The organism is Leisingera sp. (genome assembly GCF_034669605.1).
Classification (GTDB): Bacteria; Pseudomonadota; Alphaproteobacteria; order Rhodobacterales; family Rhodobacteraceae; genus Leisingera.
This window is the reverse complement of sequence record NZ_JAXMOX010000081.1, coordinates 1-18,333: the sequence shown is the minus strand read 5'-3', so window position 1 is coordinate 18,333 and position 18,333 is coordinate 1. Positions and strand designations below refer to the sequence as shown.

Genomic DNA, 18,333 nt, shown 5'->3' with positions numbered 1-18,333 from the left:
TGGCGGTGGTGTCGGGGGCGGTGACCTCGGGGCTGGGCTATGCGCTGTGGTACCGGGTGCTGCCGCAGCTGCTGCCGGCGGTGGCGGCCACGGTGCAGCTGAGCGTGCCGGTGATTGCGATTCTGGCGGGCGCTGTGCTGCTGGGCGAGGCCATCGGGCTGCGGCTGCTGTTCGGGTCGGTGGCGGTGCTGGGCGGCATTGCCCTGGCGGTATTGCGCCCGCCTGCCGCGCGGGCCCCGTTGGCGGAGTGAGGGGCTTTTACCGGCTGGCAAATGCGCTTATCTGGGGCGCATGTTGTCCTGTTTGAAACCCGCCGCCCTGCCTGGCGTTCCGCCTGCTGCTCTGCCTGGCGTTCTGCCTGCTGCTCTGCCTGCTGCGCTGGCCGCGGTCCTGCTGCTGCCGCTGCCTGCCGCCGCCGAATGCGTGATCCTGTTGCACGGGCTGGCGCGGTCCGAAACCTCATTCGCGGTGATGGAGGAGGTGCTGCAGTCGCGCGGCTATGATGTGGTGCGGCCCGGTTATGCCTCGACCGAAGACAGCGTCGGGGTGCTGGCGGAAACCACCCTGCCAGAGGCTTTTGCGGCCTGCGGCGCGGCGGAAACCCATGTGGTGACCCATTCGATGGGCGGCATCCTGCTGCGCCACTGGCTGCAGGATCACCACCCGGAAACCCTGGGGCGGGTGGTGATGATGGGGCCGCCGAACCAGGGCAGCGAGCTGGTCGACGAGCTGGGCGACTGGGAGGTGTTCGGGCTGCTGAACGGCCCGGCCGGGCTGCAGCTGGGCACCGGGGCGGACGGCCTGCCAGGGCGGTTGCCGCCGGTGGATTTCGAGCTCGGGGTGATTGCCGGCAGCGAGACGCTGAACCCGCTGTTCTCGGCGCTTATCCCGGGGGCGGATGATGGCAAGGTTTCGGTCGAAAGCACCAAGGTGGATGGCATGGCGGCGCATCTCACCCTGCCGGTCACCCACACCTATATGATGAACAATCCGCAGGTGATGGCGCAGGCACTGCATTTCCTGGAGGAAGGGCGGTTTGAGCCGTCGCTGACCTGGCTGGCGGCGGTGGAAGAGATTATCACCGAGGCCTGCCAGTTGAACGGCGGCTGTGAAGAGGCGGAGGAATGACATTGGACCTGACCCTGCAGGGCGGCGATGTGCTGCGCCCCGGCGGACTGGAGCATGGCGGCGCGATTGCGATAAGCGGCGGGCTGGTGGCGGATGCGGCGGCGGGGCGCCGGGTTAATCTGGCGGGCTATCTGGTGCTGCCGGGGATTGTGGACGCCCATGGCGACGGGTTCGAGCGCCATCTGGCACCGCGCCGCGGCGCGATGAAGCAGATGGCGGAGGGCGTCGTCGCGGCCGAGGCAGAGCTGGCCGCCAATGGCATCACCACGGCGGTGCTGGCGCAGTTCTACTCCTGGGAGGGCGGTTTGCGCGGCCCGGAATTTGCGGCCCAGGTGTTTGAGGGCATCAAGGCGGTGCGCGGCAGCCTGGTGACAGACCTGCTGCCGCAGCTGCGGTTCGAGGTCCATATGCTGGAGGATTATGCCGGCCTGGCCGCCAGGGCGGCAGAGTGGCAGGTGCCTTATGTGGTGTTCAACGATCACCTGCCGCATGAGCGGCTGGCGGCGGGCAAAAAGCCGCCGCGGCTGACCGGCCAGGCGCTGAAGGCGGGGCGCAACCCGGACATGCATTGGCAGATGCTGAAGGATATGCACGCCCGCAAGGACGAGGTGCCGGGCCGGCTGGATGCGCTGTGCCGGGAGCTGGCGGCGCTGGATGTGCGGCTGGGCAGCCATGACGACCAGACGGCGCAGGACCGCGCTGTCTGGCGCGCGCGCGGTGCGCGGATTTCCGAGTTTCCCGAAACGCTGGAGGCGGCAGAGGCTGCGCGGGCGGCAGGCGATCCCGTCATCCTCGGCTCGCCCAATGTGGTGCGCGGCGGCTCGCACAAGGGCAATGCCTCGGCGGTGGAGCTGATCGCGATGGGGTATTGCGATGCGCTGGCCTCGGATTATCACTATCCCAGCCCGCGCCGGGCGGCGCTGATGCTGGAACGCTCAGGCTTGCTGGATCTGGCAGCCGCGTGGCGGCTGGTTTCGGAAGGGCCGGCGCGGCTGCTGGGGCTGCAGGACCGCGGACGGCTGGAGGCAGGCCAACGCGCTGATATCCTGGTGCTGGACAAGGCAACCCAGCGGGTTGCGGCGACGATCTCGGCCGGGCGGGTCAGCTATATGTCGGGGGATGTTGCGGCCCGTTTCCTGGGCTAGGGGGCGGCGCCGCGCATCAGGCCGGCTGGCCCTCTTTGCGGCGCGTGAAACCGGCGGGGCCGCTTTCACAGGTTCAGTCTCAGTCCTTGACCGGCGCAAAGCGTCCGCGCTGTTTTCTGGTTGGACATACTCCCGGGGGTCTGGGGGCAGCGCCCCCGGCCTGGACAGCTGACGCTCAGTCCTGGGCTTTCACCACCCGGTTCACATGGCCCATCTTGCGGCCCGGTTTGGCCTCGGCCTTGCCATAGAGGTGGAGGGCGCAGCCGGGTTCCTTGGCCAGCTCCGGGATGCGGTCCACGTCAGCGCCGATCAGGTTTTCCATCACCACATCGGAATGGCGCCGGCCGTCGCCCAGCGGCCAGCCGGCCACCGCGCGGATGTGCTGTTCGAACTGGTCGACGGTGCAGCCGTTCTGGGTCCAATGGCCGGAATTATGCACTCGCGGCGCGATCTCGTTGACGATCAGCCCTTGCGGCGTCACGAACAGCTCCACCCCCAGAACACCGACATAATCGAGCGCGTTCAGGATCTTGCCGGCCATCAGCACCGCATCCATGCGCTGGCTTTTGCTGAGGCGCGCAGGCACGGTGGTGGTATGCAGGATGCCGTCGCGGTGGATGTTTTCGCCGGGGTCGAAACAGGCGATCTCGCCGGTCACGCCGCGGGCGGCAATGACGGAGACCTCATGGCTGAAGGTGACAAACCCTTCGAGGATCGAGGGCGCGCCTGCCATGGCGGCGAGGGCCTCGGCGGCGTCATCCGGTGCCTGGATGCGGGCCTGGCCCTTGCCGTCATAGCCAAAGCGGCGGGTTTTCAGGATCGACGGCGCGCCGATGTCCGCCAGCGCCGCGTCGAGGCTGGCCTGATCGCTGATATCGGCAAAAGGCGCGGTTGTGAGGCCAAGGTCCTGCAGGAAGGTTTTTTCGGTCAGCCGGTCCTGGCTGATCCGCAAGGCTTCACGGCCCGGGCGGATCGGTTTCTGCGATTCCAGCAGGTCGAGCGCCGAGGTCGGGATATTCTCGAACTCATAGGTGATCACATCGGCACAAGCGGCAAAGGCGGCGAGCGCCCCGGCATCTTCATAGCCTGCGGTGGTCACCCGGTCGGCGACATGGCCTGCGGGCGGGTTGGCGCCCGGCTCGAAGATATGGGTCTTGAAGCCGAGGCGGGAGGCCGCGACCGAGAGCATCCGGCCGAGCTGGCCGCCGCCGAGGATGCCGATGGTGGCGCCGGGCTGCAAAACCTGTGCGTGGGCTTCAGTCATCGGAGGGCTCCTCGGGGATTGAGGCGGAGAGCGCTTCTCGCCAGTCGTCGAGGCGCCGGGCCAGGGCGGGGTCCTGCAGCGCCAGGATGCCTGCGGCCATCAGGCCCGCATTGGCAGCGCCGGCGGCGCCGATCGCCATGGTGGCCACCGGGAAGCCTTTGGGCATCTGCACGATGGAATAGAGCGAGTCGACACCGGAGAGGGCGCGCGTCTGCACCGGCACGCCAACCACCGGCACGCGGGTCTTGGAGGCCACCATGCCGGGCAGGTGGGCGGCACCGCCTGCACCTGCGATGATCACCTGCAGCCCGCGCCCGGCGGCGGATTTGCCGTAGCTCCACAGCCGGTCCGGGGTGCGGTGGGCAGAGACGATCTTGGCCTCATAGGGAACACCCAGTTCATCCAGGATGGTGGCGGCTTCCTTCATGGTGGGCCAGTCGGATTGGCTGCCCATGATGATGCCTACTTTGATGTCGGCCATGGCTGTTGGCTCCTGTCGCGGCTTGTGGAGCGCGCACTATAGGGAAAGCTGGGTTCTGCGCAATCCGGCAGGCGGCGGATTCGCAGGGCATCCGGCCTTATTTTGCGCGCTCCGGCGCTTTGCCGCAGGCGGCTCCCGCCCGCGCGGGACGCAGGCAAGCTGCAGCGCCGCCGCGCCCGGGCGCGGCGGCGGCGCTTGGCGGGATCAGCCGCGCTGTTGCGGCAGGATCAGGTTCAGCAAGAGGCCCGCAACGCCGGAGAGGCCGATGCCTGCCAGGGTGAAGCCCTCGCCGAATTGCAGCGTCAGCCCGCCGAGCCCGATGATCAGCACGGTGGAGATGATCACCATGTTGCGGGCCTCGGACAGCGCCTCGCCCAGTTTGGCCAGAACCGACAGGCCGACCACGGTGACCATGCCGAACAGCAGGATCATGATGCCGCCCATCACCGGCATCGGGATGGTGGCAAGGGCGCCCGAAAGCTTGCCCATGAACGAGAGCGCGATGGCGAAGATCGCCGCCCAGGTCATGATCGCCGGGTTGAAGGCGCGGGTCAGGGTAACGGCGCCGGTGACCTCGGAATAGGTGGTGTTGGGCGGCCCGCCCAGCAGGCCCGCGGCGGCCGTGGCCAGCCCGTCGCCCAGCATAGTGTTCTGGATGCCGGGTTTCTGCATGTAATCGCGCTTGGTGACATTGGAGATTGCCAGGATGTCGCCGAAGTGTTCGATCGCAGGCGCAATGGCGACCGGCAGGATGAACAGGATGGCAGCGAGGTTGAACTCGGGCGCGACGAAGGCCGGGATTGCGAACCAGTCCGCCGCGGCCAGCGGCGCGGTGTCGATCAGGCTTTGCCCGGTGACCGCCCCGAGGATCAGCGCGGCGCCGTAGCCTGCGGCGACACCGGCCAGGATCGGCACCACGCGGATGATGCCGCGGCCGAGGATTGCGGTCAGCATGGTGGTGCCGAGGGCAACAGCGGCGAGCAGCAGGGCGGTGTTCCTGGGCATCACCTGGGTGCCGCCCGCCAGGCCGGTGGCCATGTTCACCGCCACCGGCGCCAGCGACAGGCCGATCACCATGATCACCGGGCCGACCACCACCGGCGGCAGCAGCCGGTGCAGGAAACCGGCGCCAAAGGCGCGGATGGCAAAGCTGAGAGCCACGTAGAGCAGGCCCGCTGCCGCCAGCCCGCCGGTGGTCGCCGCCATGCCCCAGGTCTGCACGCCGTAGAGGATCGGCGCAATGAAGGCAAAGGAGGACGCCAGGAACACCGGCACCTGGCCGCGGGTCACGATCTGGAAGATCAGCGTGCCAATCCCCGCGGTGAACAGCGCCACGCTGGGGTTCAGCCCGGTCAGCAGCGGCACCAGCACCAGCGCGCCGAAGGCGACAAACAGCATCTGGGCGCCGATCAGCGCTTGTTTCGGGGAGAATCTGTACGCGGTGTCCTGGACATCAGGCACCGGACTGCGGTCGCTGGTGGCGGTCATTGTCTGGCTCATCTTCTGGTTCAATCGGCCGGGTTATTCGGCCGGGTTATTCGGCTGTGCCGCCGGTGCCGGAACGGGCGGCGGGCACAAATTGCGCCGCTGGTAAACGGAAAATCCGGTTTTGACCATCCAGTCAGACGGAGATTCCGCCAGCCGCGGGCGGGCTGCCGCAACGGCGCCGGCAAGAGGCCGGTTTTCTGCAAGCGGGCCAGCGGCCGGGCCGGACCTATGGCAGGTGGCAGCACCAAACGGAGCGCACCCCATGATCCTGACCAATGATCCGCTTCCTCAGCCCTTGCGGAACCGCCGCCTAACCCTGCGCAACCGCATCATGAGCACGGCGCATGCGCCCTCGTTTCAGCAGGGCGGCGATCCGCGCGGCCGTTACCGGCTGCACCATGAGAAGAAATCGCGCGGCGGCCTTGCGCTGGCGGTCACCGGCGGCCCGGCCAATATCGCGGCGGACAGCCCTTTGGTCTTCGGGCAGCTGTATGCCGGCGATGGCAGCATCACCCCATGGTTCCAGAGGCTGACGGAGGGGGCAGCCCTGGCGCTGCGGTGATGTGCCAGTTCAGCGATACGGGCCGCCGCACCGCCTGGGACGATGGGCACTGGCTGCCGGTGCCGGGGCCGGCGGGTGCGGCAGGATTGCGCTGGCGGCCGGGGGCAGGACCCGGCGCCGGGTCCGCAGGGCGGTTTCCGGCTGGCGCGGGCCGGGGATGCGGTTTGCGGGCGCACTATGCACGCTGCCGTCCAGGATGCGCTGCGGCTTTGCAAGGATCTGTAACCTGCAGTGACGCGGAACCGCAGCGCGCCGTCAGGCGCGCTGCCATGTCCAACGGCTTGCGGCGCAGCCGGCTGCGCGGAGAAGCGGGCGGGAGACCCGGTGGAAACTGGTAAAACACTGCGTTCTGCAGCTGCGCCCCTGCGGCTCAGGCGCGGGCCCGCCCTTTGCCGGCGGCGCTGTCAGGCGATAATATCCGGGGTCAGCCGGTCTTCGATCAAGGCGATCTTGTCCTTGAGGATGAGCTTTTGTTTCTTCAGGCGGCGGATCGTCAGCTGATCGCTGGTGGCGCGTTCTTCCAGCGCGCCGATTGCCTCGTCCAGATCCCGGTGCTGCCTGCGGAAAACCTCCAGCTCAACCTTGAGGACCTCATCGGTCTTCATCGACACATCTGTGGGTGCGTTCATTGGCGACTCAGTAAAGCTTAGGATTGAAGTAAGGCTGAAGATACTTCCTTAACAGATTTTCCGCTAGGCCTATGGGCACATGCTCTTGTGAATCCAAAAGGAACTTCCCATATTCTTCTGGAAGCGGCTGCCGGGACCGGGGCCGCGCGCATCCGTCGCTTTGGCATAAAGGACGAACACCGTGTCGAAACTTACCTTGGCCTCTTATCCGCATATGCTGGGATTCGAGCAGTTGGAACGTCTGCTGGAACGCTCGGCCAAATCGGGCAACGAAGGCTATCCTCCCTATAATATCGAACAGACGTCCGATCATTCCTACCGCATCACCCTGGCCGTGGCCGGTTTCGCCGAGGAGGATCTGGCGATCACCGTCGAGGACCGCCAGCTGGTGATCCGCGGCCGCCAGCGCGACGACAGCGAGGGGCGGGTGTTCCTGCACCGCGGCATCGCGGCGCGCCAGTTCCAGCGCATGTTCGTGCTGGCCGATGGCGTCGAAGTGGGCGAGGCAGTGATAGAAAACGGGCTGTTGCATGTGGATCTGACCCGTGCCCGGCCTGAAACCGTGGTCCAGACGATCAATATAAAAAAGGGGTAAGAGCTATGCATACACCGTTTGATTTCAGCCAGGGCGCGGAGCGGATCGTCTATGTAAAGGCGGTTGCGGTGGCGGATCTTCCCAAGGACGTGCGGGACAGCGCGGGCGGCCATGAGCAGCTTTATGCGGTGCATGACGCCGAGGGCGGCCAGCTGGCGCTGGTGGCCGACCGCCGCCTCGCCTTTGTGCTGGCGCGGCAGAACGACATGACGCCGGTGCCGGTGCATTAGGGCCGGGCGGCGTCAAGGCCAGTCTGCAGCGGGCTGCGATGGCGGCCGATTGACTTCGGGCAACGGGCCCGCAAGATGGAAAAGGCGGGCAATGGTCCGCCTTTTTTGATGTCTGAAAAACCGGGGGCGATGATGGCGCGCTATGATTTCGACTGGGTGGATGCCTTTGCGGGCCGCGCCTTTGGCGGCAATGGCTGTGCGGTGGTGCATCGGGCGGCGCATCTGCCGGAGGCGGTCTGCACCGCCTACGTGCGGGAGACCTCGCTGGTGGAATGCACCTTTACCGGCCCGTCTGAGGTGGCGGATGTGAAAGTGCGGTACTTCCTGGCCAGCCGTGAAATCCCCTTTGCCGGCCATCCGACCATTGCCACGGTGGCGGCGATGCGGGACCGCGGGCTGATCGGGGGCGGCAGCATCACGCTGGAAACCGGGGCCGGGATTGTGCCGGTGACGCTGGAGGGCGATTTGATTTCGATGACCCAGGCGGCGCCGGAATTCGGCCCCTTTGCCGACCCCGCGCTGGTGGCGGCGGCGGTGTCGCTGCCGGTGGCGGCAATCGCGGGGCGGCCGCAGAAAGTGTCGACCGGGCTGCCGTTCTGCGTGACGGTGCTGAAGGACCGGGCGGCGCTGGAAGCGGCCGAGCTGAACCTGGAGGCGCTGGCCGCGCTGGGCCAGTCGCTGGGCGCGGATGGGATCGATATGATGGAGCCGTTTCTGGTGGCGCTGGAGGGCGCGACGGAGGCGGGCGATACATTCTCGCGGCTTCTGATGGCGCCGCCCAGCCCGCCGGAGGACCCGTTCACCGGCTCCGCGACCGGCGCCATGGCGGCTTATCTGTGGCGTCACGGGCTGATGAAGAAGGCGGAGTTTGTCGCCGAGCAGGGTCACGGACTGGGCCGCCCCGGCCAGGCGCGGGTGGCGCGGGTCGGGTCTGCGGAGGCAATTGAGGGCGTGCGGGTGGCGGGTGAAGGCTTTGTGCTGATGCGCGGCACGGTGGACCTGCCGGAGGCGGTGTAGGGCAGGGCAGGGCAGGTAAAGCAGAGGCGGCTTTGCGCAGGAAGCGGAATTTGCAGAAACCTGCTACGCGCGCCTGATTGCCGCCCATAGCCTAGCCGAATGCCGCAGCACAGCTTTCCCCGTTCCGCCGTTCGTGCCTCGCGCAGCCTTTCCAAAGGCCGAACTCACCTTGTGCCGGGCATTTCGGATTTTTGCTCTTGCCGCTATTGCTTACGCAGAAAATGCTCGCGCGCGCGCTATTGTTTTTGCCGCCATGCAGCATCCGTCGGCAGCATCCGTCGGCGGAGCAGTCGTTGAAGCCTGTCTGCGGAGCGGGTTTCAAACCGCCCCAGGGCCGCGGCCGGTAACGACCCTCAATGAGCGGGACGGAGCGGCCGGGCGTGGCGCCGCAATCCATCATAGCGGCCGGCGCCGGCCTTGGGCTCCTTGCGCAGCGTCAAGGCCTGCAGGGTTACTGCTTCAGGCGCCGTCAGCGTCAGGGACCCAATCAGCAATCCCGCTTCTGCAGCTGGAACGCTCTTCAAGATGCAGAGCGAAAGTGAGGCCCCCGATTGCAGAGAGATGGCCAAGCACTTCGCCAACTCCATTCCCTTGCCGCAGGTTAGTGAACACGGTGGGCAGCGACCCGCGCATCCGGGCGGCATCGCGCGCCATTACATCAAGCGACGCACCGACATGGGGCGCCAGATCCGTCTTGTTGATGACCAGCAGGTCAGAGCGGGTAATCGCCGGCCCGCCCTTTCTCGGGATCTCCTCCCCCGCGGCGACATCGATCACGTACAGCGTCACATCGGCCAGTTCGGGACTGAAGGTGGCAGACAGATTGTCGCCGCCGCTTTCGATCAGCACAATTTCCACATCCGGGTGGCGCCGCTCCATCTCGGCCACCGCAGCCAGGTTGATCGAGGCATCCTCGCGGATTGCAGTATGCGGACAGCCGCCGGTTTCGACCCCGATCACCCGGTCCTGCGGCAGCACCTGCATCCGCATCAGCGCCTCGGCGTCCTCCTGGGTGTAGATATCATTGGTGATCACCCCGATCGAGTGATGCGGCGACAGAAAACGGGCAAGCCGGGCGGTCAGCGTGGTCTTGCCCGCGCCGACAGGGCCGCCGATGCCGACCCGCAATGGACCATGGGGTGAGGTCATGACCGGAAGATCCTTGCATATTGTGTTTCATGAGCCATCGAGGCGATATCCGCAGCAAAACAGGCGCTGGAGAGGCCGGACAGGTCCGCCGTCAATGCGTTTTTCGCTGCATCTGACACCAGCGGGCCGAGGTTTTTCAGAATGCGCTGGCCTTCGATCTGGCCAACCGGCAGCAGCCGCTGGCCCGCCGCGATCAGGTTTGCGGCTAAGGCATGCGTGAACATTTCCAGCGTCAACGCCAGCGGCAGCCCGTGCATGCAGGCCGCGCGGCCGACAGCCACCGGATAGGTCAGACCGCGCAGGCTGCCGCCCCAGACCCCGGACGTGGCCCGGCAGAAGGCGGCGCCCTGCTCGACCGTTTCGGCCAGCCGCTCGCGCGAGGGGGCAAAGGCGCGGGCGGTGGCGTCCACCTCTGCCAGCACGGCCCCGTTTGCGGCGTGAAAGGCAGCGGCCAGCAGAATTGCGTCGGCACGGGCGCTGCCGAACAGCAGCAGATCACCCAGCCAGGCTTCCAGCCCCGCCCCGTCCGCCACCTCGTTGCGGGCAACTGCCGCTTCCAGCCCATGGGACCAAGCAAACGCGCCAACCGGATAGGCAGGGGACAGCCACTGCAGCAGCAGCACTGGCCCGGTTTCAATGCTCATGGCCGTGCTCCTGGCGATGATGAAGGGAATGGCCATGTTCGTGGGAATGGGTGCGCCCGTGGCCATAGGCGCCGCCTTCAGGGGTGAAGGGCTCTGTCACCTCTTCCACCGTGGCGCCCAGCTGCACCAGCATTGCGCGGATCACATGGTCCCGGCGGATCAGCAGCCGGCTATCCTCGATCTGGCAAGGGGTATGGCGGTTGCCGATATGCCAGGCCAGCCGCAGCAGCCACGCACCGGTGATCTGCAGCAGCGGCTCGGCAGCGGCGGCAACCGCAACTTCGCCGCCGTCCTCCAGAACCAGCACGCCGCCATGCTCCAGCGAAGTGGTCTGCGGAAGATCGACCAGCAGGCGGCCGCCGCTTTCGGTCTGCAGCACCTTGCGGCGCAGGAACCTGGCTTGGTAATCCAGCACCACCCGGTCCGCCGGGGCGGCGGCATGGGCATGGCTGTGATATGCCCGGGCAGTCAGCACAGGCGCGGTCATCCTTGCGCTCCTGTGCCGGCGGCCAGCGGCCTCAGATGTAGAACTTGTCCGAGAAGATATGACGCACGATTCCGTCGCGCTTCAGGCCCCGTTCCGCCAGTTCCTCGTCGCTCATCGCGTTCAGCTGCCGCACGGCGCGCATGCGGGAATCTGCTTCCGCAATGGCGACCAAAGCATTGCCCGCGGCTGCAAAGCAGCGGCGCAGGATGGCCGTCACCTCCGGCCTGGCGGTGATGATGTGTGAAATTGCTGCCATTGGAGATCACTCCTTTTCCAGTGAACTCCTCCCTCTGAGACAAGGGGTATGCCGCGCCGGCAGCGAGGGCCAGTTTTTTCGCCGCCCGGCTGCGGCGAAGGTCTTGCTGTGCTGTGATTTTGCTCATGTTTTTCTCCCGGTGCTCAATTTCAGTACAGGAAATATCGCTGGGCCATCGGCAGCTCGGCGGCAGGCAGGCAATTCAGCAACTCGCCGTCCGCCCGCACCTCATAGGTTTCCGGGTGGACCTCCATCCGCGGGGTGGCGCTGTTGAGCTTGAGTGCGGATTTGCCGATGCCGCGGGTGTTTTTCACCGCCACGGTCTGCTTGGCCAGCCCGAGGCTGCCGCGGATGCCTGCAGCTTGTGCCGCCTCCGACACGAAGGTGACGGCAGTATGTTCCACCGAGCGACCGTAGGCGCCCCACATCGGCCGGGAATAAACCGGCTGCGGCGTCGGGATCGAGGCATTGGGGTCACCCATCTGGGCGCAGACGATGGTGCCGCCCATCAGAACCATTTCCGGCTTGACGCCAAAAAACGCCGGGTTCCATAGCACCAGATCGGCACGCTTGCCCGCCTCGACGGAACCAAGCTCATGGCTGATCCCATGCGCGATCGCCGGGTTGATGGTGTATTTCGCCACATACCGGCGGGCGCGGAAGTTATCGTTCCCGCCGCTCTCCTCAGCCAGGCGACCGCGCTGCTTCTTCATCTTGTCGGCGGTCTGCCAGGTGATGATCACCTCGCCGACCCGGCCCATGGCCTGGCTGTCAGAGGCGATGATCGAAAACGCCCCCATGTCATGAAGGATGTCCTCCGCTGCGATGGTCTCGCGCCGGATGCGGCTTTCGGCGAAGGCGACGTCCTCGGGAATCGACTTGTCCAGGTGGTGGCAAACCATCAGCATGTCGAGGTGTTCTTCAACCGTGTTGACGGTAAAGGGCCGCGTCGGATTGGTGGAGGACGGCAGCACATGCTCCTCGCCGCAGATCCGGATGATGTCCGGGGCATGGCCGCCGCCGGCGCCTTCGGTGTGGAATGCGTGGATGGTGCGGCCCTTGATGGCCTGCACGGTGTGTTCGACAAAGCCGGATTCATTGAGCGTGTCAGTGTGAATCATCACCTGCACATCCATCGCATCGGCAACGCCGAGGCAGCAGTCGATGGCGGCGGGGGTGGTGCCCCAGTCCTCGTGCAGCTTCAGCGCACAGGCGCCGGCATGCACTTGTTCCTCCAGTGCCGCCGGAAGCGAGGCATTGCCCTTGCCCGCAAAGGCGAGGTTCATCGGAAAGGCATCCGCGGCCTGCAGCATCCGCCCGATGTGCCAGGGGCCGGGTGTGCAGGTCGTTGCCAGCGTGCCATGCGCCGGGCCGGTGCCGCCGCCAAGCATGGTGGTGATGCCCGAATGCAGCGCGTCCTCGATCTGCTGCGGGCAGATGTAATGGATGTGGCTGTCAAAGCCGCCTGCGGTCAGGATGCGCCCCTCGCCCGCGATCACCTCGGTGCCGGGGCCGGCGATGATAGAGACGTCCGGCTGGGTGTCCGGGTTGCCCGCCTTGCCGATAGCGGCAATGCGCCCGTCCCTGAGACCCACGTCGGCCTTGTAGATACCGGTCCAGTCCAAGATCAGAGCGTTGGTGATGACCGTGTCCACGGCCCCCTCGGCGCGGGTTGCCTGTGCCTGGCCCATGCCGTCGCGGATCACCTTGCCGCCGCCGAATTTGACCTCCTCGCCGTAGGTGGTGAGGTCGCGCTCCACCTCGATGATCAGATCGGTGTCCGCCAGCCGCAGCCGGTCACCTGTGGTGGGGCCGTACATGGCCGCATAATCGCTGCGCGGGATCTGTACCGGCATGTCAGAGCGCTCCCATGACTTTCTGGTTGAATCCGAACACCCGGCGCTTGCCGAGGATCGGGATCAGCTGCACCTCGCGCCGCTGCCCCGGCTCGAACCGCACGGCGGTGCCTGCAGCAATGTCGAGCCGCCGGCCGCGGGCCGCCTCCCGGTCGAAATCCAGCGCCGGGTTGGCCTCGGCAAAATGGTAATGGCTGGCCACCTGGACCGGCCGGTCGCCGGTGTTGGCAACCATCAGGGTAATGGCTTCGGCGCCCGCATTCAGCGTCAGGCTGCCTTCTGCAGGGAACAGCGCTCCTGGAATCATTGCCGCCTCCAGGACGGAACGGCGCCTGCGGCAAGCGCCGCCAGCACTGCAAAGCCAAGCCAGAGCCCGGCGGCCCCATGCGGATGGACGTGTGCCCCGCCATGAGCCAGAGCGGGACCCGCCGAAAGGGCAGTAACTGCGACGGTAAAGGGTAAAAGCTGCATTGTGATTCTCCTGTCTCAGGTGGTCCGGGGCGGCCGGGACCGGGCGGGGTCTCAGCGGATGGGCTGGTGAACGGTCACCAGCTTGGTGCCATCGGGAAAGGTGGCCTCGACCTGCACTTCGCGGATCATTTCGGGCACCCCTTCCATGCATTGATCCCGGCGGACCACCTGGGCGCCGGCCTCCATCATCTCAGCCACCGTGCGGCCATCGCGGGCGCCCTCGGCCACCGCGTCGGAAATCAGCGCAATCGCTTCCGGGTGGTTCAGCTTGACACCGCGGGTCAGCCGCCTGCGGGCGACTTCGGCAGCCATGGCGATCAGCAGCTTGTCCTTTTCGCGCGGGGTCAGGTTCATCCGCTCCTCCTTCTTCAAAGCATCCATGTGCGCGGCAGCCCCGCGGGCAGCAGCCGCTCCAGCACCGGAACAAGGCATTGGCGCAGGGCAAAGCCGTCCCGGGCAAGCAGGCGGAGCACCAGAAGATCCGGCCCAAGCAAGGAGGCGCCTCCGGCCTCCGGCAGCATCCGGCGCAGCGGATCAAGCTGCACTTCGGCTTCCGGTGCCACCAGCACAAGTGTGGCCATGGCGCCGGCGCCGCCCCCAACCGCGCGCCGCTGCAGCATAGCTGCGGCATCGCCGGCAAGCGCCGTGGCATCGAGGTAGATAGGACTGCCGCCGCGCCGGATTTCGATCCGGTCGCGGACCGCTGCATGCGTAAGTGTTTCGCCCATTGCAGCGCGGCCGAAGACAAACGGTTCAACCAGCAGAAACTGCGCACCGGGTTCCAGCTCGGCAATCAGGCGGCGGTGCAGGGCGCAGCCGTTGAACAGAATGGTTTCCTGCGGCAGCCAGTTCAGCCTGGCGCCGGCCTTGGCGCAGAGCCGGGTTTCCACCCTGGCGGTCTGGCCCGGCAGCGCCCGGTAGATGCGTTCCGCCGCCTGGGTGGTAACCGTCATGCCGGCCTCCGCATGGGCGGTGGCTGCAAGCCGGAAATCGTCCCCGCCGGTGATGCCGCCAGCGGTATTCACCGCAACCGCCTCGACATCTGGTCGGCCCTGCGGAAAAAGCAGCTTCAGCGCTCCGGATTGATGCAGCGTCTTCAGCCTCGAACAGCCGTCCCGCACATGCACGGAAACCTCTGCTCTGGCGATCGCGCGGGGCAAGGCTGGGCTATGGTTTATGGCTGACGGCGCGGTGATGTTCGGCTCCCGGGAAATTTGTAGCTTCATTGGGCCGGGTGCTTTGAGGCTTTGCCAGTTGCCAGCTGGGAGATATGTGCAGGACTGGCAAACTTGCCTGAAAATTGACAGGCTGCATCAAGATGTGCCTGCCATTTGGGCGTTAGAGAGACTGCACTTACCGGCCTGCTGCAGCAGCACTATGAAACTCCAAATTTGTAAGAGTAGATAGTGTCCCGGGAGTTGGTGTAACGTAAGCGCCCGATTTGAACCGCCTGCTCGTGTGTCCTGGAGATTGCTAAGAGACGTCCATAAAGACGTCTTTAATGACGTCTCCTACAGGGAGGGAGGCAGCTGTGCGGGGCGAAATTCTTGGCTTGGAGCGTCGGCGCCGCTGGAGTGACGACGAGAAGTTGGCGATTGTGCTTTCGGTCGGGGTGAACGGCGCGACCGTGTCGCAGGTCGCACAGCGCCACGAGATCAGGCGGCAGCAGATCTATGCCTGGCGATACGAGCTGAGGAGGAAGGGGCTTCTGACGCCAGACGACGCGACGCTATTCCTGCCCGTCGATATTACGTCGCCGCCGGAACCGCCGGAAGCGTGCGCCCCTGAAGCGAGCTTGGCGTTGATTGAGGTGGTTCTGCGCAATGGTCGCAGCTTGCGGGTCGATGCCCATGTGGATGCTGCGGTGCTGACCCGTTTGATCCAGGCGGTGGAGGCGGCATGATCGGCCCGGGCACCGGCATTCGCGTTTACCTGGCCTGCGGTCACACTGATATGCGCAAAGGTATCGCGGGGCTTTCAGCGATCGCGCAGGATGTCTTGAGGCAGCGGCCATCGAACGGTGCCGTGTTCGCGTTTCGAGGGCGCCGCGGCGACAGGGTGAAGCTTCTGTATTGGGATGGCCAGGGCTTTTGCCTGTATTACAAAGTCCTGGAGAAGGGTCGTTTCCCATGGCCTGCGGCGACGGATGGCAGCGTGCGTCTGACCGCCGCTCAATTGGCCATGCTCAGCGAAGGTGTTTGGGGATACCCCCTTTGGTGATGCGGACGAATCCTTTCCAGAGAACGTTCAGGTGCTTGATCCGCGGCACCCGCTCTATGGGCGATCATTCCAGGTTCTAGGCCGATCGAGGTTTCGCAGGGGCAGTTCTTCGCCCTGCTACGAGGTTGTGTATCGCGATGGGGTCACTCTGAATGTACCCGTGACGACGACCGAGCCGCTTGCTTTACCGCCCCATCCTACTAAATTGAGCGTAGAGGCTTTGCGCGACCTACTAGATGTGGTAGATTCCGAGTGCCATGAGTATAGCGCCCGAAGATCTTTGGACGATGCTGCCGGTGGCGCTAAGGCGCCAGATTGCCGACGACATTGCCGTGGTTCTGGCAGAGGTATTTCGTGATGTCCGAGTTGATCCAGCCGGCGCATCTGAAGCGCAAGGCAGTTGTCTACATCCGGCAGTCGACGCCCCATCAGGTGGTGAGCAACCAGGAGAGCCTGCGGCTGCAATATGCGCTTTGCCAGCGCGCCCATGATCTTGGATGGCATAAAGCCGATATTGACGTGATTGACACCGATCTTGGTCTGAGCGGCGCGTCCGCTGCGCATCGCAGCGGGTTCCAGGAACTTGTCGGCCGGGTTGGGCTGAGCGACGTGGGGATAATCCTGTCCGTTGATGTCACGCGGCTCGCGCGCAACTGCTCCGATTGGTATCCTCTTCTGGACATTTGCGGGTTGCGGGGCTGTTTGATCGCCGATCGCGACGGCGTCTATGATCCCGGCAACGCCAACGGACGCCTGCTTCTTGGCCTCAAGGGAACCATATCTGAACTGGAGCTACACACGATCCGAAGCCGTCTGACGACTGGCCTCATCGCCAAGGCACAGCGCGGGGAACTTGCCCTCACCTTGCCTGTCGGCCTTGTGAGGGACCCGAGCGGTGTGGTGCTGAAAGATCCTGATATGGCTGTTCAGGACCGGCTCGGTCTTGTGTTTGAGCTCTTTCTGAAGCTGCGCAGTATCGCCAAGGTGATGCGCATGCTGAATGATCGTGGTCTCGATCTGCCACGCCGGGACCGGCATGGCGAACTGCATTGGGCTCGTGCGACGGTCGCTGCGGTTTCCACGATCCTGAAAAATCCAGCCTATGCAGGTGCTTTCGTCTATGGCCGGACCCGTATTCGGGACACCACACCGGGCGGCCGGTCCCCGGCAAAAGTGGCACGACCTTTCGAAGAGTGGCGGATCGTCGTGAAGGATCGGTATCCGGCCTATATCGATTGGCCAACCTATGAGAACATCCGCAACATCGTGAGCGACAACCGAGCTGAATACATGCGCAGCAAGACAAGAGGCATCCCCCGCGACGGCGAACTTCTATTGCACGGTATAGTCTGGTGCGGACGATGCGGTCATAAAATGTATGTCCGATACAAGGGCGGCGGAGAGTATGTTTGCAACCACTTGCGTACTCATTCTGGTTTGCCCACTTGCCAGCATATCCGGGCCAAAGCGGTGGATGCCGCTGTTGCTGACGCTTTCCTGACTGCTTTGAGACCTGCGGAACTCGATGCCCTGTCGCGCGCCCGCCGGGCCCAGAGCCAGGTCGACAGCGCACTGCGTGCAAATGCAGAACGCGAAGTTGAGCGCACACGCTATGCCGCGGCCCTGGCACAGCGGCAGTTCAATCGCGTTGACCCTGACAACCGTCTTGTCGCCGCGGAACTTGAGCGCCGCTGGGAAAGCGCGCTGATGGAGGTTCGAGCGGCGGAGGCCGCGCTGGCCGAGCAGTCCGCAGAGCAACCGACCGCCCATGTGACGATGGGGAAGGCTTTTACCGGCAAGGTGGTGGCCCTTGCGGGACGTCTGCCCCAAATCTGGGCGGATCCCGCCACCACTGACGCGCATCGCAAGGCGCTGCTGCGCTGCCTGGTGGACAAGGTGGTGCTCGACCGGACGCCCGAGAGCGCACTGGTCCGTATCGTATGGCGCGGAGGGGCGGTGACCGAACTCGACGTCAAAATGCGGGTAACTGCGATCGCGAAACTTGCCCGGGGCGATGAAATGAGGGCGCGCCTGCTCGAGTTGGCAAAGGCAGGGACCCCTGGGGACTATCCTGAATTTTGTGCCTTGGCGTGGTAGCTCAATTTTGAGGAGACCCACGTATGAGCATAGACAAAGACCTGTTGGACCGGCTGATGGAAGGGCGTTCGCCCAGCGACCTTTTCGGCAAGGAGGGCATTCTTTCCGAACTGACCAAGGCGCTTGCGGAACGTGCGCTGAGCACTGAGTTGGACGAACATCTCAGCGAAGAGCGCGCGCAGGAGCCGCCTGAAGGCCAGAACCGGCCCGCCAATCGACGCAATGGCAGCAGCCAGAAGACTGTGGCCACGGACACCGGCAAGGTGGTTCTGGACATTCCGCGCGACCGGAACGGGACCTTTGACCCGGTTCTGGTCGCCAAGTATCAGCGCCGCTTTCCGGAGTTCGACACCAAGATCATCAGCATGTACGCCCGCGGCATGACGACCCGGGAGATCCAAGGCCACATCGAGGAGATCTAAGGCTTCGAAGCGTCACCCAGCCTGATCTCGGCCATCACCGACACCGTGATGCAGGAGGTGACGGCTTGGCAGAACCGCCCGCTTGAGCCCTGCTATCCGGTGGTGTTCATGGATGCGATCCGGGTCAACATCCGCAGCGACGGCGCGGTCTCGAACAAGGCGGTCTTCGTGGCCCTGGCGATCCTGCCGGAC

The 18,333-nt window shown here is 65.3% G+C and carries 22 protein-coding genes and 1 pseudogene; 11 read left to right on the top strand and 12 right to left on the bottom strand.

Features of this window, described 5'->3' with window-relative positions:
- The 3 genes from VOI29_RS11910 to VOI29_RS11900 form a co-directional block, all read left to right on the top strand.
- Window positions 1-251, top strand: a 251-nt coding sequence (locus tag VOI29_RS11910) for a DMT family transporter (protein WP_323778993.1), incomplete at its 5' end; no start/stop codon positions are given.
- A 40-nt stretch (window positions 252-291) separates the two neighbouring features.
- Entirely contained in the window at window positions 292-1,128 is an 837-nt protein-coding gene (locus VOI29_RS11905) for an alpha/beta fold hydrolase (RefSeq protein WP_323778991.1), read from the top strand.
- Window positions 1,125-2,273, top strand: coding sequence for an alpha-D-ribose 1-methylphosphonate 5-triphosphate diphosphatase (locus VOI29_RS11900; protein ID WP_323778989.1), 1,149 nt, complete (start codon window positions 1,125-1,127; stop codon window positions 2,271-2,273). Before VOI29_RS11905 ends, VOI29_RS11900 begins: the two co-directional genes overlap by 4 nt.
- A gap of 175 nt (window positions 2,274-2,448) precedes the next feature.
- Here VOI29_RS11900 and VOI29_RS11895 read toward each other — a convergent pair whose 3' ends face one another.
- The 3 genes from VOI29_RS11895 to VOI29_RS11885 all read right to left on the bottom strand — a co-directional run bounded on the left by VOI29_RS11895 (window position 2,449) and on the right by VOI29_RS11885 (window position 5,518).
- Window positions 2,449-3,537 (bottom strand): 5-(carboxyamino)imidazole ribonucleotide synthase, encoded by a 1,089-nt coding sequence (locus VOI29_RS11895; protein ID WP_323778987.1) that lies wholly within the window; start codon window positions 3,535-3,537, stop codon window positions 2,449-2,451.
- Window positions 3,530-4,018, bottom strand: a complete 489-nt coding sequence (gene purE / locus VOI29_RS11890; protein ID WP_323778986.1) for a 5-(carboxyamino)imidazole ribonucleotide mutase — start codon at window positions 4,016-4,018, stop codon at window positions 3,530-3,532. The genes VOI29_RS11895 and purE overlap by 8 nt, the downstream gene beginning before the upstream one ends.
- A gap of 204 nt (window positions 4,019-4,222) precedes the next feature.
- Entirely contained in the window at window positions 4,223-5,518 is a 1,296-nt protein-coding gene (locus tag VOI29_RS11885; RefSeq protein WP_323778985.1) for a uracil-xanthine permease family protein, read from the bottom strand.
- A 250-nt stretch (window positions 5,519-5,768) separates the two neighbouring features.
- Between VOI29_RS11885 and VOI29_RS11880 the strand changes: the two genes are divergently transcribed.
- Entirely contained in the window at window positions 5,769-6,068 is a 300-nt protein-coding gene (locus tag VOI29_RS11880) for a hypothetical protein (protein WP_323778983.1), read from the top strand.
- Between the two features lie 404 nt (window positions 6,069-6,472).
- Here the strand turns inward: VOI29_RS11880 and VOI29_RS11875 are convergent, their stop codons facing one another.
- Window positions 6,473-6,697 carry a YdcH family protein gene (locus VOI29_RS11875; protein ID WP_024089280.1) on the bottom strand — a complete coding sequence of 75 codons (225 nt, stop codon included), beginning with the start codon at window positions 6,695-6,697 and terminating at the stop codon, window positions 6,473-6,475.
- A 181-nt stretch (window positions 6,698-6,878) separates the two neighbouring features.
- On the opposite strand from VOI29_RS11875, the gene VOI29_RS11870 reads away from it, so the two are divergent.
- From VOI29_RS11870 to VOI29_RS11860, 3 genes are all read left to right on the top strand, one after another.
- Window positions 6,879-7,292, top strand: coding sequence for an Hsp20 family protein (locus tag VOI29_RS11870; protein WP_323778980.1), 414 nt, complete (start codon window positions 6,879-6,881; stop codon window positions 7,290-7,292).
- Between the two features lie 5 nt (window positions 7,293-7,297).
- Window positions 7,298-7,522: a DUF1150 family protein gene (locus VOI29_RS11865; protein ID WP_323778977.1), complete on the top strand. Its 225-nt coding sequence runs from the start codon at window positions 7,298-7,300 to the stop codon at window positions 7,520-7,522.
- 132 nt (window positions 7,523-7,654) lie between these two features.
- Window positions 7,655-8,539, top strand: coding sequence for a PhzF family phenazine biosynthesis protein (locus tag VOI29_RS11860; protein ID WP_323778995.1), 885 nt, complete (start codon window positions 7,655-7,657; stop codon window positions 8,537-8,539).
- Window positions 8,540-8,998: 459 nt separating this feature from the next.
- On the opposite strand, the gene ureG is transcribed toward VOI29_RS11860, so the two are convergent.
- The 8 genes from ureG to VOI29_RS11820 form a co-directional block, all read right to left on the bottom strand.
- Window positions 8,999-9,688, bottom strand: coding sequence for an urease accessory protein UreG (gene ureG / locus VOI29_RS11855; RefSeq protein WP_323778976.1), 690 nt, complete (start codon window positions 9,686-9,688; stop codon window positions 8,999-9,001).
- A complete protein-coding gene (locus tag VOI29_RS11850) occupies window positions 9,685-10,332 on the bottom strand; it encodes an urease accessory protein UreF (protein ID WP_323778974.1) in 648 nt (215 codons plus the stop codon). Before VOI29_RS11850 ends, ureG begins: the two co-directional genes overlap by 4 nt.
- Window positions 10,322-10,819: an urease accessory protein UreE gene (gene ureE, locus VOI29_RS11845; RefSeq protein ID WP_323778972.1), complete on the bottom strand. Its 498-nt coding sequence runs from the start codon at window positions 10,817-10,819 to the stop codon at window positions 10,322-10,324. The genes VOI29_RS11850 and ureE overlap by 11 nt, the downstream gene beginning before the upstream one ends.
- Before the next feature lie 31 nt (window positions 10,820-10,850).
- A complete protein-coding gene (locus VOI29_RS11840) occupies window positions 10,851-11,075 on the bottom strand; it encodes a DUF1127 domain-containing protein (protein ID WP_323778970.1) in 225 nt (74 codons plus the stop codon).
- A 149-nt stretch (window positions 11,076-11,224) separates the two neighbouring features.
- On the bottom strand, window positions 11,225-12,931 hold the full coding sequence (gene ureC, locus VOI29_RS11835; RefSeq protein ID WP_323778968.1) for an urease subunit alpha: 1,707 nt from the start codon (window positions 12,929-12,931) through the stop codon (window positions 11,225-11,227).
- Between the two features lies 1 nt (window position 12,932).
- Window positions 12,933-13,238, bottom strand: coding sequence for an urease subunit beta (locus VOI29_RS11830; protein ID WP_323778966.1), 306 nt, complete (start codon window positions 13,236-13,238; stop codon window positions 12,933-12,935).
- A 215-nt stretch (window positions 13,239-13,453) separates the two neighbouring features.
- Entirely contained in the window at window positions 13,454-13,756 is a 303-nt protein-coding gene (locus VOI29_RS11825; protein WP_323778964.1) for an urease subunit gamma, read from the bottom strand.
- A gap of 14 nt (window positions 13,757-13,770) precedes the next feature.
- Window positions 13,771-14,628, bottom strand: a complete 858-nt coding sequence (locus VOI29_RS11820; protein WP_323778962.1) for an urease accessory protein UreD — start codon at window positions 14,626-14,628, stop codon at window positions 13,771-13,773.
- 275 nt (window positions 14,629-14,903) lie between these two features.
- Here VOI29_RS11820 and tnpA point away from each other — a divergent pair, with 275 nt between their 5' ends.
- From tnpA to VOI29_RS11800, 4 genes and pseudogenes are all read left to right on the top strand, one after another.
- Window positions 14,904-15,305, top strand: a complete 402-nt coding sequence (gene tnpA / locus VOI29_RS11815) for an IS66-like element accessory protein TnpA (RefSeq protein WP_175393025.1) — start codon at window positions 14,904-14,906, stop codon at window positions 15,303-15,305.
- The gene (gene tnpB, locus VOI29_RS11810; RefSeq protein ID WP_323778959.1) at window positions 15,302-15,622 is read left to right on the top strand and encodes an IS66 family insertion sequence element accessory protein TnpB; all 321 of its coding nucleotides are present in this window, start codon (window positions 15,302-15,304) and stop codon (window positions 15,620-15,622) included. Before tnpA ends, tnpB begins: the two co-directional genes overlap by 4 nt.
- A 357-nt stretch (window positions 15,623-15,979) precedes the next feature.
- Window positions 15,980-17,719: a recombinase family protein gene (locus tag VOI29_RS11805; protein ID WP_323778957.1), complete on the top strand. Its 1,740-nt coding sequence runs from the start codon at window positions 15,980-15,982 to the stop codon at window positions 17,717-17,719.
- A 23-nt stretch (window positions 17,720-17,742) separates the two neighbouring features.
- Window positions 17,743-18,333, top strand: a pseudogene (locus VOI29_RS11800) (IS256 family transposase); the annotation flags it as partial.